21 protein-coding genes are annotated in these 26,728 nt (G+C 59.5%); 5 read left to right on the top strand and 16 right to left on the bottom strand.

The genetic code is table 11. The features are described 5' to 3' along the window. Positions 1–221 precede the first annotated feature (221 nt). Positions 222–1,586, top strand: a complete 1,365-nt coding sequence (locus LG294_RS16425; RefSeq protein ID WP_404287628.1) for an MFS transporter — start codon at positions 222–224, stop codon at positions 1,584–1,586. Positions 1,587–1,741: 155 nt separating this feature from the next. Here the strand turns inward: LG294_RS16425 and LG294_RS16420 are convergent, their stop codons facing one another. From LG294_RS16420 to LG294_RS16400, 5 genes are all read right to left on the bottom strand, one after another. Beyond that, positions 1,742–2,530, bottom strand: a complete 789-nt coding sequence (locus LG294_RS16420; RefSeq protein ID WP_404287626.1) for an ABC transporter ATP-binding protein — start codon at positions 2,528–2,530, stop codon at positions 1,742–1,744. Positions 2,531–2,538: 8 nt separating this feature from the next. Continuing rightward, a complete protein-coding gene (locus LG294_RS16415; RefSeq protein WP_404287624.1) occupies positions 2,539–3,315 on the bottom strand; it encodes an ABC transporter permease in 777 nt (258 codons plus the stop codon). A gap of 1 nt (position 3,316) precedes the next feature. Next, positions 3,317–4,147: an ABC transporter permease gene (locus LG294_RS16410; protein ID WP_404287622.1), complete on the bottom strand. Its 831-nt coding sequence runs from the start codon at positions 4,145–4,147 to the stop codon at positions 3,317–3,319. Further along, positions 4,144–5,112, bottom strand: a complete 969-nt coding sequence (locus LG294_RS16405; protein WP_404287620.1) for an ABC transporter substrate-binding protein — start codon at positions 5,110–5,112, stop codon at positions 4,144–4,146. Before LG294_RS16405 ends, LG294_RS16410 begins: the two co-directional genes overlap by 4 nt. A gap of 110 nt (positions 5,113–5,222) precedes the next feature. Then, positions 5,223–6,149 carry a LysR family transcriptional regulator gene (locus LG294_RS16400; protein ID WP_404287618.1) on the bottom strand — a complete coding sequence of 309 codons (927 nt, stop codon included), beginning with the start codon at positions 6,147–6,149 and terminating at the stop codon, positions 5,223–5,225. A 94-nt stretch (positions 6,150–6,243) separates the two neighbouring features. Between LG294_RS16400 and LG294_RS16395 the strand changes: the two genes are divergently transcribed. Together LG294_RS16395 and LG294_RS16390 are read left to right on the top strand one after the other, a co-directional pair. Beyond that, on the top strand, positions 6,244–7,737 hold the full coding sequence (locus tag LG294_RS16395; RefSeq protein ID WP_404287616.1) for an aldehyde dehydrogenase family protein: 1,494 nt from the start codon (positions 6,244–6,246) through the stop codon (positions 7,735–7,737). Between the two features lie 2 nt (positions 7,738–7,739). Continuing rightward, entirely contained in the window at positions 7,740–8,840 is a 1,101-nt protein-coding gene (locus tag LG294_RS16390; protein ID WP_404287614.1) for a zinc-binding dehydrogenase, read from the top strand. A 377-nt stretch (positions 8,841–9,217) separates the two neighbouring features. Here the strand turns inward: LG294_RS16390 and LG294_RS16385 are convergent, their stop codons facing one another. Next, complete coding sequence (locus LG294_RS16385) at positions 9,218–10,726, bottom strand: AAA family ATPase (RefSeq protein ID WP_404287612.1); 1,509 nt, start codon at positions 10,724–10,726, stop codon at positions 9,218–9,220. A gap of 249 nt (positions 10,727–10,975) precedes the next feature. On the opposite strand from LG294_RS16385, the gene LG294_RS16380 reads away from it, so the two are divergent. Together LG294_RS16380 and LG294_RS16375 are read left to right on the top strand one after the other, a co-directional pair. Further along, positions 10,976–11,623 (top strand): 4a-hydroxytetrahydrobiopterin dehydratase, encoded by a 648-nt coding sequence (locus LG294_RS16380; protein ID WP_404287610.1) that lies wholly within the window; start codon positions 10,976–10,978, stop codon positions 11,621–11,623. Positions 11,624–11,933: 310 nt separating this feature from the next. Then, positions 11,934–13,007, top strand: coding sequence for an alkene reductase (locus LG294_RS16375; RefSeq protein ID WP_404287608.1), 1,074 nt, complete (start codon positions 11,934–11,936; stop codon positions 13,005–13,007). A 91-nt stretch (positions 13,008–13,098) separates the two neighbouring features. On the opposite strand, the gene LG294_RS16370 is transcribed toward LG294_RS16375, so the two are convergent. From LG294_RS16370 to LG294_RS16325, 10 genes are all read right to left on the bottom strand, one after another. After that, entirely contained in the window at positions 13,099–13,938 is an 840-nt protein-coding gene (locus LG294_RS16370) for a transporter substrate-binding domain-containing protein (RefSeq protein ID WP_404287606.1), read from the bottom strand. 101 nt (positions 13,939–14,039) lie between these two features. After that, a complete protein-coding gene (locus LG294_RS16365; protein ID WP_404287604.1) occupies positions 14,040–15,230 on the bottom strand; it encodes an acetyl-CoA acetyltransferase in 1,191 nt (396 codons plus the stop codon). A gap of 57 nt (positions 15,231–15,287) precedes the next feature. Beyond that, positions 15,288–16,643 carry an MFS transporter gene (locus LG294_RS16360; RefSeq protein WP_404287602.1) on the bottom strand — a complete coding sequence of 452 codons (1,356 nt, stop codon included), beginning with the start codon at positions 16,641–16,643 and terminating at the stop codon, positions 15,288–15,290. Beyond that, positions 16,640–18,523 (bottom strand): helix-turn-helix domain-containing protein, encoded by a 1,884-nt coding sequence (locus tag LG294_RS16355; RefSeq protein ID WP_404287600.1) that lies wholly within the window; start codon positions 18,521–18,523, stop codon positions 16,640–16,642. Before LG294_RS16355 ends, LG294_RS16360 begins: the two co-directional genes overlap by 4 nt. Beyond that, positions 18,520–20,118, bottom strand: coding sequence for a class I adenylate-forming enzyme family protein (locus LG294_RS16350; protein WP_404287598.1), 1,599 nt, complete (start codon positions 20,116–20,118; stop codon positions 18,520–18,522). Before LG294_RS16350 ends, LG294_RS16355 begins: the two co-directional genes overlap by 4 nt. A 165-nt stretch (positions 20,119–20,283) precedes the next feature. After that, a complete protein-coding gene (locus LG294_RS16345) occupies positions 20,284–21,822 on the bottom strand; it encodes an ABC transporter ATP-binding protein (protein WP_404287596.1) in 1,539 nt (512 codons plus the stop codon). Next, positions 21,815–22,666, bottom strand: coding sequence for an ABC transporter permease (locus tag LG294_RS16340; protein ID WP_404287594.1), 852 nt, complete (start codon positions 22,664–22,666; stop codon positions 21,815–21,817). The genes LG294_RS16345 and LG294_RS16340 overlap by 8 nt, the downstream gene beginning before the upstream one ends. Continuing rightward, complete coding sequence (locus LG294_RS16335) at positions 22,659–23,612, bottom strand: ABC transporter permease (protein WP_404287592.1); 954 nt, start codon at positions 23,610–23,612, stop codon at positions 22,659–22,661. Before LG294_RS16335 ends, LG294_RS16340 begins: the two co-directional genes overlap by 8 nt. Position 23,613: 1 nt before the next feature. After that, a complete protein-coding gene (locus tag LG294_RS16330) occupies positions 23,614–25,158 on the bottom strand; it encodes an ABC transporter substrate-binding protein (RefSeq protein ID WP_404287590.1) in 1,545 nt (514 codons plus the stop codon). Positions 25,159–25,375: 217 nt separating this feature from the next. After that, positions 25,376–26,650 carry an MFS transporter gene (locus LG294_RS16325; RefSeq protein WP_404287588.1) on the bottom strand — a complete coding sequence of 425 codons (1,275 nt, stop codon included), beginning with the start codon at positions 26,648–26,650 and terminating at the stop codon, positions 25,376–25,378. Positions 26,651–26,728 lie beyond the last annotated feature (78 nt).

Below are 26,728 nucleotides of genomic sequence, written 5' to 3'. Positions count from 1 at the left end.
ATTTTTAAAGTCTGAAAATTTTGCCGAAAACCTATTGAAAATCCTGAGATATCTGTCACACTAGATTTAGTCGTACGAACGCTCGTTCGTTAAATGGCACATCGTATCTGTGAAGGACCAACCACAAGTGGCGGGTTCACAACTTGTTATCGATGGCGATAGAAGCGCTGTCATCAAAATGACGAGATCAGGTATTCCCGAACTTCAAGGAGTTAGAAACCATGTCCAATGTGGTGAACCCAGCCCAACCGAACGAGACCGTTCCCGGCGCGGAAGTAAACGACGAAATCGTCTTTGATCCCAAGACCTCGCGCCGCGCCGTCGTCAGTGGCACCTTTGGTACCGCCTTAGAGTGGTTTGACTTCGCCGTCTACGGAACGCTGTCGGCCACCGTATTCCCATTACTATTCTTCCCAGGCTTTGATGCGAACACCGCGGTGCTGGCATCGTTCGCCACCTTCGGCGCCGGCATGGCCGCCCGTCCGCTGGGCGGTATTGTCTTTGGTACGCTCGGAGACCGAATCGGCCGTCGAGACGTCTTGATGATAACTTTGGTCCTGATGGGCCTGTCCTCGGTAGCTATTGGCTTGTTGCCAACCTACGCGACCATTGGGTTCGTCGCGCCGCTGTTATTGGTAATCCTGCGTTTCTTGCAGGGCTTCGCGCTAGGCGGAGAATCCACCGGTGCTCAAGTTCTGGTGGTTGAGCATGCCCCGCATGGCCGGCGCGGCCTTTATGGTGGATTCTTAGCCACTGGTTCACCTCTTGCGCAGAGCTTTGCCTCCCTGACCCTCACCGGCTTGGCAATATTCCTCTCCGAAGAAGCCTTCAACTCATGGGGCTGGCGAATCCCGTTCCTCATGGGCGTCTTCCTGCTAGTAGTAGGTGTCTTTATTCGACGCCGCCTAGAAGAAACTCCTGCCTTCAAAGAAAATCAGCGTAAGGCGGCCGCGGAAGCAATCCCGCAGGAACGTGCTTTGGCAGTCCTGATCAAGCGTCCGCTGACGGTTATCCGGTTGGTCGGTGCTTGTGCGGCCATGGCCGCACTGTTCTGGATCTGCGTGACCTACGCGGTGAACTACCTGACCTCAGTTCTGGGCTACGACAATTCGGTCACCTTCGGGATTCTCCTCATCGCAAATCTCATCTCCATCCCTGCAGCAATCTTTGGTGGATGGGCCAGCGACCGGCTTGGGCGCAAAAAGACCTTCCTGCTCGGGTTGGTACTCCAGGCCATCGCTGCGGCAACATTGTTCCCCATCATGAACTCAATGAACTTGGTCGCCACCACCGCGATCATTGCCGTGGCATTGTGCGGAATCCAAATCAATGCCGGAACTCAGGCCGCGTTCTTCGCTGAGTCGCTGCCAACGAGCATGCGCTACACCGGTTCGGCTCTGGGCATGACCTTTGGCGGGTTGATCTTCGGTGCTCCGATTCCGTTCATTGCGGCCTGGATCTTCCAGAACACCGAGAACGGCACGGTAGCGTTGACTACCATCGCCCTGTCGATTGTGGCGCTGTCAATGATCGCTACGCTAACGCTGCCAGAGCGGTTCAAGCAGCAGCTGCATGAGGTGAAGTAGCCTGACTGAGTTTCGCTGCTAATCATTCGGAATACATAGCTATGGCCGGGAATCACGAATCGTGATTCCCGGCCATAGCTATGACTGTCCACCGGCATTTGAGTTCCTTGCGAATAAAGCGAAAGTCGTCAGAGGCCTTGTGCGCAAGAACAGGGCTAGATCGAGGCGTGCGACTTGGCGTTCTGGATCAGGGTGAACACCTGCTCGCGGACCTCTCCAAAACGTTCCAACCGCTTGGTCTCCAGCTGGTTTCGAGGATTTGGAAGGTCCGTTCGAATATTCTCGGTCACCTTCGTTGGCGCCCCGGAGAGCACCAGCACGCGATCGGCCAAGTAGACTGCTTCGTCGATATCGTGGGTAACGAAGAGCACCGTCGTGTTGTACTCATCGCGCAAGCGCAGCACCAGGTCTTCCAGCTCAATGCGCGTTTGGGCATCGACTGCTGCAAAAGGTTCATCCATCAAGAGCACGTCAGGGTTGTAAGCCAACCCGCGGGCGATGGCAGCACGCTGCTGCATTCCACCGGACATCTGCCATGGATACAGCTTGCCCTTGCCCGCCAGTCCCACCGATATCAAGGCCTGCTCGACCCGGGCCGAGATCTCTCGTTTGCCGCCTTGTCCTTTGAGCGGGAGGGCGACGTTATCGGCCACGCTCATCCACGGCAAGAGCGAGCGGGAGTAATCCTGGAAAACCACTGCAAGCTTCGCCGGTGGCTCGGTAACTACCTGCCCTTCGAAGACAGTCTTGCCGCTGGTTGGCGGCTGCAACCCTGCAATGCTTCGCAGCAACGTGGTCTTGCCCGAGCCCGAAGGGCCAACGATGCAAACGAATTCGCCTCGATTGACCTCGAAGTTGATGCCATCCAAGATGGCCACCTCGCCGTAGCTCTTACGCAGGTCTTCAACGCTTAGCAGCGTTTCAACTGAAGTTTGATTAATCATGATGATTCTCAGGCTTTCTCGCTTGCGGCATACATCCCGTGATGCCAGGAGATGACGCGACGTTCAATAAGGACGAAGATGGCAGTTGCAACGTAGCCGAGCAGGCCCAGCACGATGGTTCCCGCCCAGGTTTCTGGAACAGCGAAGAACTGCTGCGAATTCAAAACGTAGAAACCAATGCCGGCAGTCGATGCAAACATCTCTGAAACGACTATGAGGATGATCGCCAGCTGCAGGGTCACTCGCAGACCAGCAAAGATCTGCGGTGCAGCGGCCGGAAGCAGGACCTTGAAAATCCGTTGGGTTCTGGACAGGCGGTAAGAGCGAGTCATGTCCACGACCTGCGGATCCAGCGCACGAACACCATCAATGGTGTTCAGCAGCACTGGCCAAATGGACCCAGCCACAATGACCGCAATGTTCATGGTGGTTCCGATGCCGAAGAGCAACAGCGCAACCGGGAGAATTGCCGGTGGCGGAATTGCCCGGAAGAACTGGATCAAGGGATCCAACGCGGCGCCGAGCCATCTGGACATGCCGATCATCAGACCCAGCAGTATGCCGCTCAGACCAGCGAGCAGGAAGCCGGCGATGAATTTTCCGATGCTCGGCAACGCATCGGTGATGAATCGTTCGCCCAGCCAATCGCGGGCAAATACCTGCAAAATCGTTTCCAGCGGCGGAGAATACACATTTTGTGAACCAGCTGAACCAAACCACCAAAGTGCCAGAATGGCAATCGGCAACCACAACATCAATCCGGTGTCCCGAAGCAATTCTTTCATCTCAGTTCTCCTTCGTCCGCACCGATGGGTGCCAGAACAGCAAGGGCTTGCTGATCAGGCTGAACAGGCCGTTAATGGCCAGTCCAAGAAGGCCAGTGGCCATAATCAGTGCGTACATCTTTGGCAGATCCGCCGAGTTCTGCGCCAAGGCGATATCTTGCCCCAATCCCGGGGCGCCGCCGATCAGCTCTGCCACGACCGCTACGACAATCGCGATGCTGGCAGATACACGCAGTCCTACCAGGGCATGCGGCAACAAGGTCGGCAACAGAATATGGCGCACCGTGCGCACCCAGCCGAGCCGATAAGAACGCGAGAGGTCCAGCTGCGTCTTCTCCACGCCACGGGCACCGTAGATCACCTGGACCAGCAGTGGCCAGAGAGCGCCCATTACCACCAGGAAGATCTTCATGGTCGGCGATGGGCCCCAGAACAATAGCGCCAACGGCAGCAATGCTACTGGCGGAATAGGCTTGAGGAACTCAATCACCAAGGTGGTTGATTTGGCGACTGCCTGCAATCGTCCGATAGCCAGTCCCAACGGCAAAGCCAGGGCAACGACAATCAGCAGACCCACCCCTGCGCCGGATAAGGTTGCGCCCAATGCTATCCAGAATCCAGTGCCGATCACGAGCTGTCCGAGTGCTGCGAGCACCGCGCTTGCCGGAGGAAACGCCACTGCCGGAAGAATCCCGGATTTGGCAGCCAATTCCCAGAGCAGCAAGGCAAACAGGACAGTTCCCAGTCCCAGCAGGGAGTGGTTCATGCGCAGCCGGCGCTGACGGGTTTTGACCGCTTTGCCGAGAGACATCCCCCATGTGCCGGTACTCATGACATCACCAATTTGTCGCCCGGCTGCTCCTGGTTGAGGAAGCCGGTTTCAACCATGACCTTCGAGATTTCTACCAAAGTCGATGGATCCATATCGGTGCCATAGGTCGGGATGACCATCTTCGCGGCCAGGTCCTTGTCCATTTCCAGCTTGGACACCAGAATCGATTGCAGCAGCTGAGAATCTGCATTTGCCAGTTCGTTGGCCTTGAGCATCGCACGCTGGAAGGCTTCGACTTCAGGGCGATTGCCCTCTACGAGATTATTGGAACTGAAATATACCGATTCCATCCCGGTGCCCTTGAACGCTAGTGAGTAAAGCGCCGAGAGAACTTTGTCGCCTTGGTTCTGGGCAATGGTGACAAATGGTTCGGCCAGTCCGGCCGCGTCGATGCGGCCTTGCTTGAGTGCAGCCAGTGCATCGGCCATTGGCATTGCCACGAAGCTCACGCTCTTCGGATCGACTCCGGCATCCAGCAGCACCTTTGATGCGGCGATGTGCGGCTGCGCGCCCTGGGCATTGATGGCCATGGTTTTGCCCGGCAGATCCTGCAGCGTCTTGGGTCCGTCGGCCCGTACCACCAGTCCGATGGTATCTTCCTTGGGCGTAGCCGGATTCGCACCCGCAGGAGCCACCGCTCGCACTGGCAGGTTCTTGGCTACCGCGTTAATGAACGGGGTGCCGGCCGAGGTCCCGAAGGACAGCTGGCCGTTGATCACCGAGGGAACGATAGAGGCAGCGTTCTGGATCACTTGGGTCTTGACTTCCAAACCTTCGGCTTTGAAAAGGCCCTCTTGCTGGGCAATATAAACCGGAGCGAAATGAGCTACCGGAATCATGCCTACGGTCAGCAGGCCGGCAGCAGTTCCGGAGCCGCCTGTTGCCGCTGGCTGATTGCCTTGTGCACTGCAAGCCGCCAAGAGCGGGGCCGCCAGCATCAGGCCTAGCAATGATCGACGCTTCATATCTGGATCCTTCGTTAGAAAAGTGCTCCATCACCCTAAATGGTGTGACTCATTCAACATAACGATCCCAGTGCCCGGCATATACGACAAGTTGGAAAAACCTGCCAACCCTATTGGTTTTGCCTATACCCTGCGTCCCCCGTCTCTAAAGCCAGTTCCAGGAAAAGCTTCATCACGGCAGTGAATTCAACACGCCGGCTGTAGATGAGCGCCGATTGCAGCTGTGGAAGCTCCTGCTTCAACTCGCGCAGAACGACACCGCCGCCAGGCATGGTGCGTACCGGCTCGGGCACTAATGAGACGCCAAGGCCTGCGGCAATCAAGGGCACCGCGGTGGGGACCGACTCGACCATGCGCACACGCCCGGGCCGCACTCGATGATCGCGCCAAGCATTGGTAATGATTTCCGGCAAGCTGTCGACCCCAAGCGTCGCGCGCACCATGAACCATGTCGCGCCATCCAGCTCGGTTAGGTCGAAAGGCCCCTGGGCAGCACTGTAGCCAGAGGGCAGTGCGGCGATCAGCGGAAAGGACCCCACCCGGTGGACGTGCAAGTGATGGCCCCATCGCTCGCTGAGATCATCAACTGAAGTCACCGAGATGACGCCCAGGTCGGCCTTTCCAGTGCGCACAGCGTCGAGCACCTCAAGCGGTGCCGGCGAGGTGACGGTAACATCCACTTGCGGGGCGGCTTCGGCAAAGCTCTCAAGCAGACGCGGCATGCGCCCCCAAAGGAAGGGGGAGACCACGGCCAGGCGCAGGTCTCCGATTCCTCCGGCCTCAATCAGCTGCAGGCGATGACGCTCATCGTCCATCGAGCCCAGCAGTTCATTGGCATAACGCGTTAGCTCTTGGCCGGCTTTGGTCGGAATGATTCCGCGCGCATTGCGCGTGACCAGAGAAACCGATAAATCACGTTCAAGCTGGGCCAGAGCCGCACTCAACGGCGGCTGGGTCATATGCAGGCGAGAGGCGGCACGCGAAATGGAGCCTTCCTCGACAATTGCCAGAAAGTATCGAAGTAAACGAGTATCCATATTTTTATCCTATATCGTGCACCCATTTTTAGTATTGGATATATAGTCGCGACCTTGGGATGCTCTTCTCAGTATCAATTTCAAGGAGCGCAGCGTGAACCTAGTAGAGCAATCCAGCCAAACTGACCGAGGACTCGTCCTCGGCGGATTGAGCAATTTCCTCATTGACGGACAATGGCGCGAACCAATTTCCGGTATTGCCCACGAAGCCATCAATCCCGCGAACGGCGAACATCTGGGCAACTTGGGCGAGGCCACCGCTGCCGAAGTTGATGCCGCGGTAGGCGCCGCCCGCCGAGCTTTGGATACGCCTGCCTGGGGCCAAATGCTTCCCAACGAACGTGCACGCCTGCTTTGGGCCATCGCCGACGGCATTGAGGCTAACGCCGCCGAGTTATCGCGCTTGGAAACTCTCGATCAGGGACAGCCCTTGCGCGTTTCGGCGGGCATGTCGGTGGCCGGAGCGGCCGAGCATTTCCGCTACTTTGCCGGATGGTGCACCAAGCTCGACGGCAGAGTCCCTTCGGTTTCCCGCCGGGACGCCATGCTGTACACCCAACGGGTGCCAGTCGGGGTCTGCGGACTTATCACGCCATGGAATTTCCCTCTGCTCATTGCAGCTTGGAAACTGGCACCGGCACTGGCCACGGGAAACACCGTGGTGCTCAAGCCAGCTGAACAGACGTCATTGACCACCTTGCGCTTGGCCGAAATCATGGAAGAAGCAGGTCTGCCGCAGGGGGTGCTGAACGTCGTCACCGGAGCCGGTGCAACAGGAAGGCTGATCACCGAGCATTCCGGCATTGACAAGGTCTCCTTCACCGGCTCGACCGCCGTGGGACGCGAAATTGTTCGCGCTTCTTCCGGAAATCTCAAACGCCTTTCACTGGAATTGGGCGGCAAGGCCGCTTCGATCGTCTGCGAAGATGCCGACTTGGACAAGATCATCGCCAAGAACATCGCTAATGTCACCAACAACTCCGGCCAGGTGTGCGGTGCACTCTCCCGTTTCTATGTCCACGAATCCATCGCCGACGAGTTCATCGCCCGGGCGCAGGAGCAGTTGGGCAACATCAGTGTAGGCAATGGCTTGGATGAAGGCATCCAGATGGGCCCGTTGAACAGTTTTGCGCACATGGAACGCGTGGACGAAATGGTTCAGTCTGCGCTGCGGGAAGGGGCGAGCGCCGTGCTGGGTGGAAGCCGCATGGGCGGCGACTTTGCAGCCGGGAGCTTCTATCCGCCGACACTGCTCACTGGAGTGACCGAACAGATGGCAGTAGCCCGTGATGAGATCTTCGGTCCGGTCATGCCCATTATGACCTACACGGATGAAGACGAGGTCATCGCACGAGTCAACGATTCAGAATACGGGCTCTCAGCTTCTGTCTGGACTGAAAATTTGGCGCGCGGCCACCGCCTGGCTGCACGAATATCCGCGGGTGCGGTGCGTGTGAATACTGTCTCGGGCCTGGACCCGGCAGCACCATGGGGCGGCATGCGCTCCTCGGGCTGGGGCCGTGAAATGGGTGCGGAAGCTTTGGAAGCGTATACCGAAGTCAAGGCAACCTGGATTGGATTGGACTAGAAATGAAAGTGCAAGCAGCAGTAATCGACGGCGTTGACGCCGAGTGGGATATCCGCGAAGTTGAATTGCGGGAGACAGATATCCGCCCCGGCGAGATCTTGGTTCGCATGGGCGCAGCCGGTCTGTGCCATACCGACGAGCACATCCGGCACGGTGAATTGCCCGCGCAGTTCCCGCTGGTCGGCGGCCATGAAGGTGCTGGCGTGGCTGTTTCCGTGGGTGAAGGGGTCTCCCACATCAAACCCGGCGACCATCTGGTTTTCACCTTCCGGCCAAGTTGCGGCTTGTGCCGCTACTGCGTGGATGGGAAGGCGCATCTGTGCACGGAAATCGACCAGGTCAAGGCCGGCGACCCGAACCCGCGCTTCTCGCAGGACGGGGTCGCCCTTAACGCGCAGAGCCTGATTGGCACCTTTGCCGAGCACGCCATTGTGAAGGCCACGGCCTGCGTCGTCATCGACAAGGACATCTCCATGGATGTGGCGGCCCTGCTGGGCTGCGCGATTCCCACAGGCTTTGGCGCGGCGGTACACGCTGGCAAGGTGCAGCCAGGCGACCATGTGGTGGTAGTTGGCATGGGCGGTGTAGGCACCAACGCAGTGCAGGGTGCCAAGGTCGCTGGAGCCTCAACTGTCGTGGCAGTGGACCTCTCGCCCAACAAGTTGGCGCTGGCCCGCGAATTCGGTGCTGATGCCGCTTTTGCTTCATTGGATGAGGCTAGTGAATACATACATAAGGCGAGCCACGGCCGCAAACCAACCGTGGTGATCTTGACTGTTCCGGTCGCCGCGCTGGCAGCTCAGGCGGTATCCATCCTCGACCAGGGCGGAAGGCTGGTACTTGCGGCTCTGGGCAATCCAGCCTCGTTCCGCTTGGATTTGCCGATCAACCAGCTGGTCATGAATGACATTACCGTGCGTGGCACCGTGATGGGCTCTTCCTCGTTGCGACGCGACATCCCGACGATTCTCGCGCTGTACCGGCAGGGCAAGTACAAGCTCGATGAACTGATCACCCATCGCTTTAGCCTTGCTGACATCCGCAAAGGCTACAGCCAACTCGATCAGGGCGATGTCGTGCGCGCGGTCATTCAATACAACTAGGCGCTCCGCTACACCTGCGTGGCAAAGCACAGGCCTCATATCCCTCCGTAGGATTAAGGGCGAGTACCCACAGTTGCAACTCCTGATATTTCTGGAGTTGCAACTGTGTCGCATTTAACCGAAGAACCAGCATCCCTAGACTTGGCACCTTGTCAGCTGGGCGCGAGTAATCGCGGAGCCCACCGACAACCTCCCAAGCAATCGACCCATGAGAGTCTGCGTGGGAAAGCAGCACACCAAAGGTGGTGTCCCATGACCCCGTAGTGCTCGGGAAGATCGCGCCAAGCGATCCCGGCACGGTAGCGGTCATCAGCCGATATCGAGGATTCACCTCTCCGTCATTGCAAGGCCATTCCTAGAGGATAACGAGACACGGCCTAGTCGTCTTTCGCTTCAGGCGACTCCGCGCCGGAACGTGATTCCGTATCGGTGACAAATCCGAAACTCCTCGTCTCAGGCAGCGGCGACCAGCCAAAGGATCCGTAGCTTTCCTCGTCCGGTTCCCCTCCGTCCAGGTCTGGGTCTTCGGTGCCGCCGAGGAAGTTCCGGGTCAGCGTCGCGGAATCATCCATGAGGTCTGCCGCTGAAATGCGCACGTGCCGCTCGGTGACCTGCACTCCGGCGATGGAAGCGGTCAAGATGGCCCGGCGGATTACCTCGCGGGTGAACGACGCGGTAGTTCCCTCGGTCAGCTGAGCCACCGAGTCCACTGTTTCCTGGGACAACTCCAGTTTTGAACCGTAGAGCCGAAGCAGCGCCTTGCGCCCGTCAAAATCGGGCCGGGGTATCTGGACCGCCAGATCGATACGTCCCGGACGCTGGACCAGAGCCCGTTCCAAGGATTCCACCCGGTTGGTGGTCAGCACAAATGACACATCTGCGTCAGAATCCAGTCCATCCATTGAATCCAAGACCTCAAAGAGCAAGGGCTGCGGTCCATGGCCAAAGCTGCGGTCTTCGGCAATCAGATCGCAATCCTCGAGCACCACGATGGATGGCTGCAACGCACGAGCCATGGCCGAGGCCTGCGAAACCAAGGACAGGGTATTGCCGTTGAGCAAGATGACCGTATGATCCTTAGCCGCCGAAGCCAGATATCGAACCGTGTGGGTCTTGCCCGTCCCCGGCGGGCCATAAAGCAGCACCCCGCGTTTGAGATGGGAACCATGAGCCAAGAGGGCATCACGGTGGATTCCGATGCCCAGCACCTGCTCTTCGATTCGTTCTCGCAGACCCGCAGGAAGGATCAGCTGCTCGTCACCGATTTCTTCGCGCTGGTGGAAGGTGATGCCGGCATTGGATTCGGAGTACTCGCTGGACTTGAAAGAAATGACTTGGCCGCGGTAGATGCTGGTGGTGTGCAGCCCCTCGCGGAAATCGGCGAGGAAGGAATCGACAAGCTTCTCATCGGCGCACAAGACTTCCAAAGTCGCTTCCGGTTTGCCGTATTCCGGGTTTGCCTGGCATAACAGGATGACCATGGGTGTTTGCTCTGTGATGAATAAGTGAATGCCGAAAGACAGGAATCGTTGCTGCTTTCCGGGACCCACCGCCAACGTGGTGTAGGAAGGTTCGCCAAGCACTCCGAAGTTGCCTTGAACGCCAATCAGGTCGCTGAGGTCAAAGTGATGCCGTTCTTGGCCTGCCAAACCGATGACTCTGGCCTGCGGATCAACGCAGATCAATCGTTCCAGGACAATATTCGCGTCGGCCAAGCGGTGGGATGCGAAGTTTTCAACAACAAGGGAGAGCGTGCCAGGATCTAATCCCAGATGTTCAGCCAGCAGCGGGGCCAAAAGCTTGCCCTTGGGCTGCTGGTGGTATTGCTCGGCAAGTTCTGCCACGTGGGCGAAAGACTTCAGGAACTCGCGCAATTCTTCATCCATGAACCGAGACTACCAGCGGTGATGCTTGTGAAACCAGAGGTTGACTTGGCTGGTAAATCATCTGATCTGGTTCTGTCTAGAGCGCTTTTCCGGTGCCCAAGGAGCGCTGCATAAACGTCCCAGGCTGTGAATTCTGATTGACTCCTGCCAGCTCTTCACGCATGACTTCGATGGTGGGAGACTGTGTTTATGCAAGAGCCGTAGTTTCGCGGTAACCGTGAATCCGTGAATGCACGAGAGGCGAGGACCATGTCTGACAATGAAGTTTTGGATCAAGCAACCCGAGAGGCCAAACTAACCCACTTACCGCACTGGCGGTACGTCCTGGGCGTTTTGCGGACGGCCTTTAAATGTCCATCGGCTGCCATTGCTTTGGAATTCTTTGCCGAAATTGGTGCCTTAGCCGAAGAAGCAAACCATCACCCGGATGTGGATTGGCGCTACGACACCTTATTCGTGTCACTGGTCTCCCACGATGTCGGGGGAGTATCGCAACGCGATACCCAACTAGCCGAAAAGATCTCAGATCTCGCGGAAAAGCATGGCGCACCAGCAAATTTGAATCTCATTCGGCCGGTGGAAATTGCCATTGATACCGATGACCCGAAGCAAATCTCTGAAATATGGCGCACCGCACTGGGATACAAGGAGCAGAGCGACGGCAGTCTCACGGACCCTTACGGGCGGGGACCTGCCATCTGGTTCCAAAAGACTGATACGCCCAATGACAATCGTTTTCATGTGGATGTCTCGGTGCCTCACTCCCACCATTGGGACATCATTGACGGGCTCAAGCTCGCCGGTGCCAGATTGAACCATGACAATTCGCCAAACTTCGTTGTAGCTACGGATCCACAGGGGAACAGGCTCTGCGTTTGCACCGAGATGGGTCGGTAGGTCGGGTAGCACCTCATTTCTGGTAGCTCGACAGAAGAATAGTAAGGGCGAGCAGCAGCGCGATCCTCTGCGCTGCTGCTCGCCCTTTGCGCTGGTGGTTCAGGCGAGAATCAGAAGGGCTGTACTCGGCGCCAACGGCTGACACTTTTCATTGCCGTGTGCTGTCTTTGTCTTCTGGCATATCGATCTGCAGCCCATAGGCGAACAATTCGGCCAGCGCGTAATCCATCTCACTTAGGGTGCGGAGCAGGAATATAGCGGGTGGCTGGCTGGTTGCACGAAGCAACTACAATCTTCAGGAGTCCTACCTATGGATCTGTTCTCACCGCTTACGCTCGGCGATCTCAGCCTTTCCAATCGACTAGTCATGGCGCCGCTTACCCGTTCCCGTTCACGCAAGGACGGGGTCCCCGATGACCAGGTGGTTGAGTACTATCGGCAGCGCGCATCGATGGGCTTGATTGTCAGCGAAGGCGTCTATCCCAGCATTACCGGCCAAGGCTTTGTCCGCCAGCCGGGACTGGTCACCGAGGAACAGATCTCCGGCTGGAAGAAGGTGACCGACGCGGTCCATGCCGAAGGCGGGCTCATTGTTGCTCAGGTAATGCATGCCGGACGCGTGACACATCCGGGAACCACCGGGCAGGACCACATAGTCGCGCCAAGTGCCATCGCTGTGGAAGGCGAGTCACGCACCTACACAGGTAAGCACCCATACCCAGTGCCTCGCGCCCTTGGCACCGTAGAACTGCCGGGAATCATCGAAGAATTTGTGCAGGGCTCGCGCAATGCAATCGCCGCCGGATTTGACGGTGTCGAACTGCATGGTGCCAACGGATACTTGCTGCACGAGTTCCTCGCACCGAGCTCCAACACCCGAACCGATGGCTATGGAGGGACCCCGGAAAACCGCGCCCGCTTTGTCATCGAGGTAGTGAAGGCCGTCGCCAATGAAATTGGTGCTGGGAAGACCGGACTGCGGATCTCGCCCGAGCACAACGTCCAGGGCACCACCGAGCTGGACCGAGCCGACGTTACGGCGACCTACACTGCCTTGCTCGAAGGTATCGCCCCGCTAGGATTGGCTGCCTTGAGCATTCTGCATAAGGAACCATCAGGAGACCTCGTTCAGGGTCTGCGTTCCACCTTTGGCGGACCGGTGCTGCTGAATACCGGGTTCCAAACGATTACCACTTATGAAGACGCAACAGCGGTTGCCTCTGGCGGATGGGCAGACGCAGTCGTTGTGGGCCGCCCCGCAATTGCCAACCCGGACCTTGTACGCCGGTGGCGCGAAGAGCTTCCACTGAATGAGCCAGATGCCTCCACCTTCTACACCGAGGGTGCCGAAGGCTACACGGACTACCCGTTCTGGCAGAACTAACGCCTGGAACCGATAAAGGTGAACTGAAACAAGTCGCATCTATCCGAGACTTTTCGGATGGATGCGACTTGTTCGTTTTGATCGGTATCGGCTAGCCGAACCATGGCTTTTCTGCGGCTGCAAGAGTGCCATCATTCTTGGACATATTCAGCCATTGATCAACATATTCTTGGAATTCGTCATCACCCAGGGGCAGCAAATAGGCCTTCTGCGAGAAATTAAAAGGCTTATCTGGATGCACGGCGCAAAGCTGAGGATGTTCATTGGCCACCCAACGCGTCTCCGACGCATCGGTGGTCATCACATCGGCACGCCCGGCAATGATTTCATCAAAGATCGTATTGTTGTCCTCAAAGCGAATGATCTCCCCTTCCGGGTAATTCGCCTCGGCAAATTTCTCGTTCGTTCCGCCAATGGGCGTGATTGAGCGGACACCAGGCTTATTGATTTCCTTGATGGTGTCGTATTTTTCAACGTTTTCACACAAGGTAATGGGAGTTTTACCCTCGTCTAGGGTGGCCTCGCTGAAGTAGGCCTGCTGCGAGCGCTCCAAGGAAATTGATACACCGCCTACGGCGATGTCGCACTTGGAGGTGAAATCAGGCATCAGATCTTTCCAAGTGGTTTGGATGAATTCAACCTCGGCCTCTAGCGATTTTGCGAGGCTCTTCGCCATCTCGACATCGATTCCGGACCATTCGCCGGACTTTGGGTCAAGGTAAGTGAAGGGGCGGTAATCGCCGGTGGTACAGACCTTGAGCGTTCCGGCTTCAGTTACGCTGGCCAGCCGCGTGCTCTCGGAGACAGGGTTCTTGGCGTCGCCGGAATCCGGGGCTGGAGCCGAACAGCCTGAAAGGAATAGGGCGGCGCATAGGGCTAGCAATGGCAGCCGGCGGACGATGGACGGATTCTTCTGCGAACTGTCGGTCATAGTCCATCAATCTATAAGCGGTCAAAGTCAGGGCGCAAGAGGCAAGTCCTTTGCCCGGGAATCCCGCGGTTCCCGGGCAAAGGGCCAGGCCTAGCATGAAGCTAGATGGCTTCGAGCAAGCTCACGTAGTTGGCGATGCCCACGCCGCCCATGTTCTGCACGGCAGCTCGCCGCGGGTTCGGCAGCTGCATGGCACCTGCCGTACCGGAAAGCTGCATTGCTGAAATGACATGCTGGGAGACTCCGGTGGCACCGACCGGGTGCCCTTTGGCCTTCAACCCACCAGAAATATTGATGGGGAGCTTGCCGTCCTTGTAGACCCATCCCTCCTCGAGGGCTCGCTGGCCCTCGCCGGGGGCCGTCAACCCCATGGCTTCGTACATCAGCAGCTCCGCGATAGTGAAGCAGTCGTGCACCTCGGCGAAGTCCAGGTCGGTGAGCCCGACCCCGGCCATGTCGAAGGCCCGCTCGAAAGAGATACGAGTGGCAGCAAACGCGGTGGGGTCGCGCCGGGCGGCGGGCAGGAAATCGTTGGCCTGCCCGAATCCCGCCAACCGGACGGGGTCGGCCGTTGCGCGGCCGGAACCTGGTCCCAGCGAGAGGACCACTGCTGCGGCCCCATCGGAAACCGGTGAGCAATCCGTGCGCCGCAGCGGATCGGCAACCATCGGATTCTTTTCAGAGACCGTCCGGCAGAATTCTTCGCCGAGGTCCTTGCGCAGCTGGGCGTAGGGATTGTCCACGCCGTTGCGGTGGTTCTTGGCAGCGATCGATCCCATGGCGTCACCGGCATCCCCATAGCGCGCGTTGTAGTGCTTGGCCACACCGGCGAACAACCCGGCGAAGCCGGAACTGGATTCCTGCCCGGCCATCGCGTAGTCCGCGCCTAGCAACGCAGCGCCCACCTGCGAAGCCGGTGCATGGGTCATTTTCTCGGCGCCGATCACCAGCACATTCCGCGCAGTTCCGGCCAGCAGCGACTTCACGCCCTGCTGGAAGGCAGCGGATCCCGAAGCACAGGCATTTTCCACCCTGGTGGCGGGCACATTGGCCAATGCTGGATCGGTTTGCAGGGCCAGCGACGAGGTGAAGGCCAGCGGCGTGAGCCCGGAATTGAACTGGCCCAGATAGATCTCGTCTATTTGGTCTGCGTCCACTCCCGAAGCGGATATCGCTTCCGCGGCAACTTGGACGATCAGCGATTCGAGGGTCTCATCGGACAATTTCCCGAACGGCGAATGCCCCCAACCGGTCAGCAGGATGTCTTTTCCGAAGTGCTCTTTGATGCTCATGCGTGGTTCTTTCCCCTAGTCTGGATCCTGGTTGCTGTCTTCAAGGCCAGGACCGCGTCATACGCTGTGCTTGGCGTTTCCCGTTGGCACTGTCGCTCCCACTGCTGGCGCCGAGGCTGCGTGGCTGCGGTCGAAGTCGGACTTCCGCAGAACCACGAGTGCAATCAGGGATGCGATGCCCGTGCCAACGAAGAAATACCACGGTGAGCTGATGTCTCCGGTACGGGCAATCAGCCAGGTGGCGATCAAAGGAGCGCTGCCGCCGAACACGGCGACTGGGATGTTATAGGCAATGGCGATGCCGGTGGAACGGATGCGGGTGGGCAGCAATTCCGACATCATCGCGTACGTGGACGAGGCATACAGGCCAAACAGCACCGCGACGGCCAGCAGCGGGTAGATGAACCCTTGGGGCGTGGCCGCGGAAGCTGCCGCGAAGAACCAGTAGAGCGCGGCGGTGGCAGCAAGCCCGATGACGAGCAGGAAGTTGCGCCGTCCATATTTATCAGTGAACATGCCCCCGAATGGCATGACCACCGCGGACAGCACGCTGGCCAGGAACACGTAGAGCAGGGTGGTGCCGCTGTCAAAGCCGAGGGACTTGGCCATGAAGGTCGATGCGTAGGTCAGCACCAGGTAGAACAGCGAGCTGTGCAGGGTGATGACAAAGAACACGATGCCCATGGCGCGCTTCCACTGGAATACTTCGCGTAGCGGGGCCTTGGACGTTTCACCGGCTGCTTGAAGGGCCTGGAATTCGGGGCTGTCCTCAAGCTTGAGCCTGATGTACATGGCAATCAGGCCCAATGGACCTGCGACGAGGAAGGGAATCCGCCAGCCGCCGGCGGCCATGGTTTCGGTGCCCAGGATGAAGATCATCCCATTGGCCACCAGCCCGCCCAGCACCAGACCCAGCACCGCGGTGACCATGAGCCAGCTGGTGGAGTATCCGCGGCGGCCGGGCCCGGCGTATTCGGCGATGAAGCTGGTGATCGTGCCGATCTCGCCGCCTGCCGAGAATCCCTGGATGCAGCGCACCAGGATCAGCAATATCGGCGCGGCCATGCCGACCGCAGCTTGGGTGGGCAACAGTCCGAGGGTGAAGGTTGAGCCTGCCATCAGTATGAGGACAATCAGCAGCGTCTTCTTGCGGCCGATCTTGTCGCCCAGCGGGCCGAAGAAGATCCCTCCCAGCGGGCGGATGAAGAAGCTCAACGCGAAGACCGCGAAGCTGCTGAGCAGGCTGGTCACCGGGTTCGAGGCGTCGAAGAACGCGTTGCCGATGAATACGGCCAGGAAGCCGTAGATCCCGTAGTCGTACCATTCAATGAGGTGCCCGACCGTGGCGCCGATGAACGCGCGACGGCGCCTGATGGCCGACACCGTTGTCGACGAATGCTGGAAAGAAGTCATGATGCTTTTCCTTTGGCTGTGGAGGTGGAAACGGAGGTGGAATGCGTGGCGGGGTCCCGGCCCATGGGATGGTCCATGAGCGCCCTGATTTTCAGGGCCAGCTGGCGGCGCATGGCAACGTTGCCATCGCGCCAGTTTTCGCCCGTGACCTGGTCAATGCGAGCGAGCCGTTGGTGGACCGTGTTGGTGTGCACAAACAGGGCGTCTGCGGCGACGGTCGCGTTTGAGCCGCTGGCATAGACCTGATCCAGGGTGGCGGCAAGGTCGGTGCCATGGCGCGTGTCGTAGTCGAGCAGCGTGCCGAGCGTCTCGCGGACAAAGGTCCGCAACTCGTCCGGCGTGTTGTTGGCCATGATCGCAGGGAATGGCGCGACATCAGAACTGTGGGCGCCGGTTCCTTCATGGCCCAGCGCGAGCAGCGCCCGCAGGGTGTGTACGGCCTCATTGGCTGCCGTTGCGAGGCTGCCGGGCCCATCTAGCAGACTTGCGCCGCCCACCGTCACCGGGGCGCCGGTCAGGTCCGCGAGCGCCTCGGCTGCGTTACGGGCGGCTTCGCGCACTTTCTGGGATGGCAGCCACAGCAGCACCGCGTCGCGAAAAGGCGCCGCCAGACCGCCCTCGCGGTCCGCGCGCTGCTGGGCACTGCGCATTAGCTGCGATTTGGCAGGTGCCTGGGCAATGAGCACCGTGCCCAGCGAATGGATATCGACGGGAAGGCCGGACTGCAGCATGGGTACTCGATCCGAGGCAGGCTCGCGCAATAATTCGCCGATCAGTTCAACGCTTCGCTCGCGCACCGTGCTCAGGTCTGCCTGCAGTTTCGAGACCAGCAAGGCTGCCACCGTTGCGGCCCTTGCCAGGATCTGCCGCTGGTCGGCGGCGCCCACCGGAACCTGCATGGGCTCGCCGAGGTGGGCGACGAATCCCATCGGCGCCGTATCGATCCCGATCCGTTCGATCGTCCAGCCGAACCCTTCCTCGACGGGCGTTTGAGCGGCTCCCGCACGAGCCATGAGCCGTCCTTCCTCGTCGCCTACGATCACCGTCCCGCCCAGTGTTTCGCGCACCAGCTGGGCCAGGTCATTCAAGGACCCCTTGGTCATCAGCAGGGCGAAGAGCCGATCCTGGAAATCCATGATCGTGGCGGTGGCTGCCTCGCTGGCGCGCAGCGACTGCACGGCCTCTTCGAGCCGCTCCACCGTCTGCAGTCCGGCCTGGTGCAAGGTGGCGTTTTCGATGAGGATCCCTGCATGCTGGGCGAGCGAGAAAAGCAGCTCGACATCCTGCGGGAGGAAGTCGTGGGCCCTGCGGTCTGCGGCAAGCAGCAGGCCGACCACTCGTCCAGCCCGGAGGACCGGTACGCCCAGGATGGCGCGCAGCCCTTCCTCGCGGGTGGCGGAGTCGATCACCGCGTTATGGCGGTAGCGGTCATCGGCCATGTAGTCGGCTGTCCAGCTCGGTTTGCGCGATGCCGCGATCAGCCCCGAAATGCCTTCTTTGGGAGGAACCTGCAGATTCGCGAAGGCATCGCTGAGGATCCCTTCCGAGACCATCATGCTGGCCACCGCGGTGTCTTGGTCGAAGGCAAGGAAGTAGGCCACATCCGCCATCAGCAACCGCCGGCTGCGTGAGACGATGGACAGCAAGACGCTGTCCATCGCGTCGAGGCCGGCAAGTTCCCGCACGGAATCGGAGAGCTGGACCAGACTCCGCTCGCGTTCGGCAAGGTCATCCAGGTGCTGGCGGATTTGCAGTGCTTGCCCCAGGGCCATCGGGGCGGCGAGGGAATCCGCGGTGGTTTCCCGCGTGGAAAGCGCCCGGAGTTCATGGGCCGAGGCGCCCCCGGCCAGGGCCTTGAGCAATTCGGATTCGAGGGTCATTTCGCTGCCCTCGCCGAGGCTTGCTCCGGGACCGTCCGCTCATGCTCTGGCATGGCGTTGAGTTTGAAGCGGCGGATCTTGCCCACGCTGGTGCGGGGAAGCTCCTCGATCACCGTCCAGTCCCTCGGCCGGCTCTGCGGGGCAAGATGCTCCGCGGCCCACAGGTCCAGCTCGGCTGCCAGGGGAGGGCATGCCGGGTCGCGGGGCACCACGAAGGCCACCGGCACCTGGTCACGGATCGGATCGGGCCGGGCGAGCACGGCAACCTCGAGGATGCCGGGCGCTTGGGCCAGGGCGGCCTCGACTTCGGTAAGGCTGACATTTTCCCCTGCCACCTTGATGACGTCGTCGATTCGTCCCACGAATTTGAAGATGCCTTCGCTGTCGCAACGGGCAAGGTCCCCGGTGCTGAACCAGGTCTGGCCATCGATCTCGGTGAAGCATTCCGCCGTTTTCACCGGGTCGTCGAGATATCCCTCGAACAGGTCCACCCCGCGGACGCCGCCGACCGTGATGACACCGGTCTCGCCCGGGGCGGACCACCGCCCGGTCGCCGGGTCCACCAGGCGCACTGTGCGGTCGAGTGCCCGCGTGCCGATGACATCATGGCTTGGTGCGGCACCCAGGTCGCCGGTGACGATGGCTGTGGTCTCGGTCATCCCGTACAGCTGCCGCGGAGCCACACCGACATGTTCGGCGAATTCGCGGTAGTGCTCCTCGCCCAGGCTCTGGGCGAACCAGAGATGCTTCAAGGCCAGCTTGGGTGCGTGGTGCGGACGACGGGCCAGGATCATCCGGATGGGAGCCGCGAACAGGCTGGCATGTGTGACTTCCAGCTCCGCGGCCTGGTTGAACCACCCGGAGGCGGAGAAGGAAGCGGTCAGCCCAACGCTGGCCCCCGCCGCGATGGCCGGTCCGAAGCAGTAGAACTGGGCATTGGCGTGGAATAGCGGAAGGGTGACGAACCAGCGGTCCTGGCTCTGCAGCCCGATGACCTCGGACATGGTGGTCGAGGTGTGGTGGTAGTTTGCTTGCGTCAGCACCACGCCCTTGGGTGCGGAGGTGGTGCCGGAGGTGAACATGAGAGCCAGACGATCGGCAGGGGCAACGGCCACCGCTGCCACCGCGTGCCCGAGCAAGCCGGAGCCGTCAAGGGTGTCCGCTGCCGTTTCGCTGAGCTCCACGACGGCATGGAGCAGATCGGCGGCAGCGCTCCGGTAGACCTGGGCCCGTTCGGCAGCGCAGAACCCGAGCTTGGGTGCCGTGCGGCGGATCTGCAGCTCGATGTCCTTGCGCGATGAGGCCGGATCCACCGAGACGATCCAAGCTCCGAGCCGGGCGGCGGCCAACCACACCAGAACGAATGCCGGGCAATTGCGCAGGGCAATGTGCACCGCGTCGCCGCGGCCGACTCCGTGAGCGGCCATCGTTCCGGCCACGCGGGCGACGAGGGCATCGAACTGGGCATAAGTCCATGAAGCCTGACCGCCAGTCCGTTCCCGGAAGACCAGAAACGGCCGGTCCGGGTAGCTGCCTGCAGCCCTATTCCAGAGCTCCTGGAAGGTAGAGGGTGCCATATCCGAGGTGTTGCACATGCGCCTGTCCTTATGTGATCCATATCCCACAAAGAGGGGATGCAGATCACACTACTGACGTCTGCGATGCAAACATATATAAGATAAGCACATCAGCGAGTAGAAATCATGTGCTTGACTCACATATCCAGGATTATCAGGCCTGCCCCGGCAGTGCTTCCGGACTCAGGGCTTCGCGGAAATAGCGCCGGAAGCGCTCAACGCGGCGACCAGATCCTTGCTGTGTTGATGTTCGGCGGAAGCTAGGAACTCGTCAAGACTGCGATGCTCTACGAGTTCACCTTCGTAGAAAACGGCGACCTTGTCACTGACATATCGGATCACGTCCATGTCATGGGAAATAACCACCAGGCACAACCCAAGCCGGTCACTTAGCTCTAGCAAGAGATCCAAAATGTGGCGCTGAGCCACGGAATCAAGCGCTGAGGTCGATTCATCGCAGATCAACACCTGCGGGTTGACCAGCAGAGCACGGGCGATGGCCATGCGCTGCAGTTGACCACCGGAACACTGGCCAGGTTTTCGGTCCAGCAGCTGCTGAGAAAGCCCAACCTGGGTCACGACGTTCTCGACGATCTTGGTTGCCTCTTGCAATGGCAGCCGGTGCACCGCTGCGCTTAAACTCTTGCGAAGCGTCAGGGCAGGATCAAAGGACGAGTATGGTTCTTGGGAAATGACTTGAACGGCATTGGACGCAGCTGTCTCATGATGCGTAAGGATCTGTCCGCTCGTTGGCTTTTCCAGTCCGGCGAGCAATCTCGCGAAGGTGCTTTTGCCTGAGCCTGAGCGCCCCACAACACCGAGGATTTCACCCGCGTGCAGGCGCAGGGTTGTTGGCTCCAAGGCTGCGCGGCCCTTTGCCCTGCGTGTGTAATTCTTACCGGCCGAGCGGGCTTCGAGGATGCATCCGGAAGTAATTTCGCGCGGCCGTCTTGGACCTGCCTGAGTCGCATCAACCAGCTCACGGGTTTTGGCGTGCCGATCCTTGGAGAAGATCATGGCGGTGGGGCACTGGTCAATGATCTCGCCGTCGCTGATCACTACGATTCGGTCAGCGATATGCCGGACGCTGGCAATGTCGTGGGTGATGAGCAGAATGCCAAGGCCGCGTTCTTGCTGTTTGCGGCGCAACAGTTCCAAAACTTCAGACTTCAGGATGGAATCCAAGGAGGACGTAGGCTCATCGGCCAGAATGAACTCCGGGTCCGCGGCCAAGGCGATAGCCAGCATGGCACGCTGCGCCATGCCTCCGGAAAGCTGGTCCGGACGCTTGCCGGCAATCTCTGCGGCGGGGGCTAGCCCCACTTCATGGAGCAAGGCTTCTACCTGAGCTTCGTGCTTGCGGGCCTTGCCAAGGCCTTGGGCGCCGAGTGCCTCCAGCAGGTGTGCGCGCACGGTGAGGCGAGGGTTCATGACTCGCTTTGGCTGCTGGAACAGCATGCCTATGCGTCGCCCACGCACGGCATTCATGCCCTTGTCATCTAGCTGGTCGATCCGTTCGCCGTTGAGCAGAATCTTGCCTTGAGCCTGTAGCGGTGTGGGAAGAAGCCCCATGACCGCCTTGGTGAGCAGAGTTTTTCCGGAACCCGAGCGTCCGACTACAGCAACCAGTTCACCGGCGCGAACCGAGCAGCTGACTTTGGAAAGCAGCGATTTCGGTCCGGCGCTGACCGATAGATCAATGATTTCAAGTTCTCTAGTCATTCAGATCTGCCTTGACCTCAGTTGCGAGGACATCTTGTCCGTTCAGTGTTTGAGTGATGCGGTTGCCCAGCAGGGTCACGCAGAAACTCACTAAGAATATTGCAGCACCCGGTGCAATCAGGCCCCAGGGGGAACGCGTCGCATGAGGTTGCGCTTCGGCGAGCATTGATCCCCAGTCCGACTGGGGTGGCTGGACGCCAATTCCCAAATAGGACAGCGAGCCAAGCAGGACCAGCAATAGGCCAAAGCGCAACGCTGCCTGGGCCAACACTGGGCCGGCAACAAACGGAAACACGTGGTGGCGCAGGATGAACCAGCGCGAAGCGCCAACGTGCTTTGAAGCTTCCACATGGTGGGTCGAAAGTGCCTGCACCGCCAGTGAACGCACTAAACGTGCGGTTGGAGTCCAGGCCACCACCCCTACGGAGAGCACCATGGTGGTGAATCCTGGGCCCATCACCGCGATGATCAACAGCGCAATCACGATCTCCGGCAGAGCCAGCAGCAGGTCATTGATCCGCAGGAACATCTCGTCGAGCCAGCCTCCACGCAGTGCGCTCAGCAGGCCTAGGCAAGTTCCGACAAGCAATGAAAACAGCGTGGTGATCAGCGCTACGGCCAGGGAGAAACGTCCACCGTGAAGTACCCGACTCAACGTGTCGCGGCCCAGCGCATCGGTACCTAGCAGGTGCGCCCAACTGGGCGCCTGAAGGCGTTCGGAGAGGCTCTGCGCATCTGGGTCAAATGGTGAAATCCACGGTGCTGATACGGTAACGAATAATACGATGAGAAGGACTATCACCGGTGGGCTGAGCAGCAACCCCCGAAGAGATTTTTTAGTCATGGCGTACTCCAATGCGTACATTCGGATCGCTGAGTCTATGTACCAGGTCGATGATCCCCGTAGCCAGCACGGCGCAGGCCACGACCACCACCACCCCGCCTTGGGCTACCGGGATATCGGCGTCCACGATGGCGTCAAAGATCAGCCGTCCCATTCCCGGGATGGCGAAGATGACTTCCACGATGACCGATCCGCCGAGCAGCCCGGCGAACCACACCCCGACCATGGTCCACAACGGAAGCAGCCCATGGGGGATGACGTGACGAAGCAGAGCTTGGGTGCTGCTCAGGCCGCGGGCTCTGGCAGCCAACACATGTTCTGAGTCCAAGGCTTGGTGCACGCCCGAGCGTACCGCCACGCTGAAAAAGCTGATGGGCCGAAGCGCCAGGACGAATACCGGGAGGACCAATGATGCGGGGGAGTCGATTCCAGCCGATGGCAGCAACGACCAGCGCACCGCGAAGAGCAAGACCAGCAGCGGAGCCAGCGCATATTCGGGAATGGCAATCAGCGCGTGGGTCACCGAGGTGATCACCCGGTCTGGCCACTGCCCGGCATTAGTGGCAGCAACGACGCCCAGCACTATGGAGACGAGGATGGCCACCAGCAAGGCGCAACCGGCCAGCGCCAGGGTGACGCCGATGGCGGGCAGAACCTGGTCGACAACAGGGGTTCCGCTGACGTAGGAGACCCCCATGTCTCCGGTGAAGAACCTGCCAAGCCAACGCCCGAACTGCACGAGCATCGGGTCATGGAGGCCAAATTGCTGGGCGTAGGCCTGCACTGCCGCCTCATCGGCGGCGCCAATGTCCATGCGGGCTCGGAGCAGCGCGCGCACCGGATCCCCGGGGGAGACAAAGGGCACGAGAAAGACCGCGAAGGAAGAGAGCAGGACCGCTGCGCCGAGTCCTGCGACCCGGCGCAGCGCCGATGAGAGGGATAGCAACTTATTTGGTCTTCGCCAGATCCTTGGTCAGGACATAGCGGGTTAGCGGGTCTTGGACGTAGCCTTGGACCGAGTTGCCGACGGCGTCGATGGACTGCTCGTTGACGAGCCACACGTTCGCCGCGTCGGCGGCCAGGATATCTCCTGCCTCGCGGTAGAGCTGGTGGCGAGTGGCCTCGTCGGTTTCCCCCGCGGCCTTGGTTATCAGTGCGTCGTAGTCCTCATTGCAGTAGTGGCTCAGGTTGTAGCCGCCTTCGCAGGTGTAGTCCGCCTGCAGGAAGCCGATGGGGTCTGCAATGTCGATCATGCGATTGCGCTGGCTCAAGATCATGTCGTAGTTGCCGGCGAGGACGTCTGGCTCTGCGGCACCGTAGGACTTGGTGACAACGTTGGCCTGCAGGCCGATCTGCTTGAACTGCTCCTGGATGATGGCGCCCACCCCGGCAAATTCTGCGCGTTCGGTGATAGCGATGATTTCCAGTGGCTGATCTTGCGTGTACCCGGATTCGGCGACGAGCTTCTTGGCCTCGTCCAGGTTCAGCTGGGGGACGGCCAAGTCGGCGTTGGCCCAGCTTTCGCTCGGTGCGAAGGGTCCGGTGGCAGGCTGCGCGGCGCCCTCGTAGATGCTTGCGGCGATGGCGGGCAGGTCAAGTGACATGGTCGCGGCTTTGCGAAGGCTGGCATCGTCGAACGGTGCGCGTGAATTATTCAGGTAGAGCGTCGCGGTGCGTGGAGAATCAGCCTTGAGCACGCTCAGAGAATTATCTGATTCCAGGGTGGCCAGGCTGGTCGCCGGAATGGACATGGAGATGTCGGCTTCTTCGGTCTGGACTTGGGTTGCGCGGGTGGCGCCTTCGGTGATGTAGCGAATTTCGCCGCCGGCTAGCTTCGCGGTGCCATCCCAGTAGTTCTCGTTGCGGTCCAAAGTCAGGGATTGTCCGGCCTTTTCGGAAACTGGGGTGAAGGGTCCGGTGCAGTGGCCAAAGGGGTTTATGCCCTTGGCGGTGTAGGCATCAGGGGACAGAATGCCTGCATTCACGCTTGCCATGCGGTAGGGCAGGAGCGGATCTGTCGAAGGCGTGGTGACTCGGACGGTGTCGGCGTCGAGGGCAGCAACCTTGCTGATGGTTTTGGGGTTGATGGCGCGGGCCGGCGCGGCAGTTTTCAGGACGTGGCTCAGAGATGCGGCTGCGGCTTTGGCGTCCAATGTGGTGCCGTCCTGGAACTTCACGTTCTCGCGGAGATCAAAATCCCATTGAGTATCGGAAGACTGCTTCCACGAGGCAGCGAGCATCGGTACAACTTTTTTCTCAGTCTGGTCATACCGAGTCAGGGTTTCCAGGCATCCGGAGATTGAGAGCACGTAAGCGTCGTCGCTTTCCAAGGCCCAGTTGGACACCGGTGCGCGGAAGTTAGCCACTACTATGCGGGCGTCTTGATCTGCGGACTGCTCTGGCGCGGAATTCTGTGTGGAGGTGCTGCAGGCAGTTAGCGCGAGCGCAATGGCCGCGATTCCGGCGGCGGCGCTTAAGCGTCCAAAGTTCATGGCAATCCTTCGGCATTACGTGATGAATAGGCTTCTAATGCGTTAGAGCCTTGGTAAGCGTACCCTAATTAACCGTGTGGAAAGGCAGTGCGGAGCGCACGGAAAAAGCAGGTCGACAATAGATCTGTTTTTGGTGGCCGCGATAAGCCATTCTGAGTAGTGCAGAATTGATGATTGGTGTGGAAATTCTGCGTCACTTTACCTAATATGTCGTACTTCACCGTCGAAAAGCGGTGGTTCCTATGCGGCGCACGATTCCAGGGGCATAGAGGGAAGCCAAGACCAGCGGAAGAATCAGAACCAACCATGGCAGGTATCCGGGGAGAAGCTCTTGGATGGCCTGAGTGAGCAGCCAACCAATGAGCATATTTCCCAGTAGCACGGCCAGCCCGCCACAACTGGACAGCAAGCCAAAGTAGGATCCGGTGGCTAGTGTTCCGGCAAATTTCGGGACAAGGCTCAGGGCGGTGGGGTGCACGCTCATATGTCCCAGAGTAAGCAGGGTTACTGCGCACATGATTCGTGCTGATCCGGGTTCGTTTCCGAAGGCGGAGGCGGGAATGAATGCGAGGACAGCAAATCCTGAAGCGCTGAAGAGATACCCTAAACGCAAAGTTATCGACGGTCCTAAACGGGCGGCAAGCCATGCGACGGGCAGCTGCAAGGTCAGCGTCAGAATTGAAATCCAGGCGAAAACAATTCCCAACCACTGGGTCGCCAAGTCCATGCGTTCAAGTTCCAAAGGAATGGCGAGGTAGAGCTGGTTATATGCCAACAAATCTGATGCGTGCAAACCACAGAAAGCCACGAATCTGCGGTCTCTCAGGCACTCACGCAGACTGCTCTTTCGCTGCGTAGAGTCATTGCTCAGACCCAGCGAGGAGATCTCGGAGTCTTCTCTGCGTAAATTGGCCCATAAGAACAGGCCAATCGCCACGAAAAATGCTGCGCCGAATCCGGCGACAGTCGAGAAGCCCCAACCCCATAGTGCCGCCCCAACCAGCGGGCCGGTGACCGCTCCGATTTCGCCGGTAATGCTCAGCCAGGCAAAGAGCGTGGTGCGTTTGGTTTCCGCCGGTCTTCCTTGGTCTCGGGCGGACTGAGCCGCGGCCACCAAGATGTTGAGCCCGGGAGAAAATAGTGCCCCGCCGAATCCGGTGAGCAGTGTTCCGAGAATGAACATCCAAAGCATGGGGGTGCTGGCCCACAGCGACGCAGCCAAGGTGAAAAACCCGGCGGCGCGAACCGCGCATCCGATGAGGATCGTATTTCGTGCGCCAAAACGGTCCGCGAGACTACCGCCGGCGAGGAAGAGACCTTGCTGGGCAAACGTTCGAATCCCCAGAATGAGCCCTACCGCTGTGCCAGCCAGGAGGAAATCATTGGTAAGGACCACCGCAAGAAATGGAACTACCGCGTAGAAGCCGATGTTGAACAGCGTTTGCGTTCCGAGGAGAACGGGAACTTCGAATCGAGCTGAGCTAGTTTTCATAGACCTTAGAAACACGTTGGGCCGCTATGACGGTCCTGCGACGAACAAATACTATGAATCGCGGTGCCCGCAGGGAAG

This window comes from Glutamicibacter arilaitensis (assembly GCF_044793945.1).
In the GTDB taxonomy this organism is placed as follows: Bacteria; Actinomycetota; Actinomycetes; order Actinomycetales; family Micrococcaceae; genus Glutamicibacter; species Glutamicibacter arilaitensis_B.
Note: the sequence above shows the minus strand (reverse complement) of the source record. Positions and strands in the feature narration are given on the sequence as shown.

Excerpts from the sequence above, each read along its gene's own strand:
- LG294_RS16425 (WP_404287628.1), top strand. The coding sequence starts at position 222 with ATGTCCAATGTGGTGAACCCAGCCCAACCGAACGAGACCGTTCCCGGC.
- LG294_RS16420 (WP_404287626.1), bottom strand. The coding sequence starts at position 2,530 with ATGATTAATCAAACTTCAGTTGAAACGCTGCTAAGCGTTGAAGACCTG.
- LG294_RS16415 (WP_404287624.1), bottom strand. The coding sequence starts at position 3,315 with ATGAAAGAATTGCTTCGGGACACCGGATTGATGTTGTGGTTGCCGATT.
- LG294_RS16410 (WP_404287622.1), bottom strand. The coding sequence starts at position 4,147 with ATGAGTACCGGCACATGGGGGATGTCTCTCGGCAAAGCGGTCAAAACC.
- LG294_RS16405 (WP_404287620.1), bottom strand. The coding sequence starts at position 5,112 with ATGAAGCGTCGATCATTGCTAGGCCTGATGCTGGCGGCCCCGCTCTTG.
- LG294_RS16400 (WP_404287618.1), bottom strand. The coding sequence starts at position 6,149 with ATGGATACTCGTTTACTTCGATACTTTCTGGCAATTGTCGAGGAAGGC.
- LG294_RS16390 (WP_404287614.1), top strand. The coding sequence starts at position 7,740 with ATGAAAGTGCAAGCAGCAGTAATCGACGGCGTTGACGCCGAGTGGGAT.
- LG294_RS16385 (WP_404287612.1), bottom strand. The coding sequence starts at position 10,726 with ATGGATGAAGAATTGCGCGAGTTCCTGAAGTCTTTCGCCCACGTGGCA.
- LG294_RS16380 (WP_404287610.1), top strand. The coding sequence starts at position 10,976 with ATGTCTGACAATGAAGTTTTGGATCAAGCAACCCGAGAGGCCAAACTA.
- LG294_RS16375 (WP_404287608.1), top strand. The coding sequence starts at position 11,934 with ATGGATCTGTTCTCACCGCTTACGCTCGGCGATCTCAGCCTTTCCAAT.
- LG294_RS16370 (WP_404287606.1), bottom strand. The coding sequence starts at position 13,938 with ATGACCGACAGTTCGCAGAAGAATCCGTCCATCGTCCGCCGGCTGCCA.
- LG294_RS16365 (WP_404287604.1), bottom strand. The coding sequence starts at position 15,230 with ATGAGCATCAAAGAGCACTTCGGAAAAGACATCCTGCTGACCGGTTGG.
- LG294_RS16360 (WP_404287602.1), bottom strand. The coding sequence starts at position 16,643 with ATGACTTCTTTCCAGCATTCGTCGACAACGGTGTCGGCCATCAGGCGC.
- LG294_RS16355 (WP_404287600.1), bottom strand. The coding sequence starts at position 18,523 with ATGACCCTCGAATCCGAATTGCTCAAGGCCCTGGCCGGGGGCGCCTCG.
- LG294_RS16350 (WP_404287598.1), bottom strand. The coding sequence starts at position 20,118 with ATGTGCAACACCTCGGATATGGCACCCTCTACCTTCCAGGAGCTCTGG.
- LG294_RS16345 (WP_404287596.1), bottom strand. The coding sequence starts at position 21,822 with ATGACTAGAGAACTTGAAATCATTGATCTATCGGTCAGCGCCGGACCG.
- LG294_RS16340 (WP_404287594.1), bottom strand. The coding sequence starts at position 22,666 with ATGACTAAAAAATCTCTTCGGGGGTTGCTGCTCAGCCCACCGGTGATA.
- LG294_RS16330 (WP_404287590.1), bottom strand. The coding sequence starts at position 25,158 with ATGAACTTTGGACGCTTAAGCGCCGCCGCCGGAATCGCGGCCATTGCG.
- LG294_RS16325 (WP_404287588.1), bottom strand. The coding sequence starts at position 26,650 with ATGAAAACTAGCTCAGCTCGATTCGAAGTTCCCGTTCTCCTCGGAACG.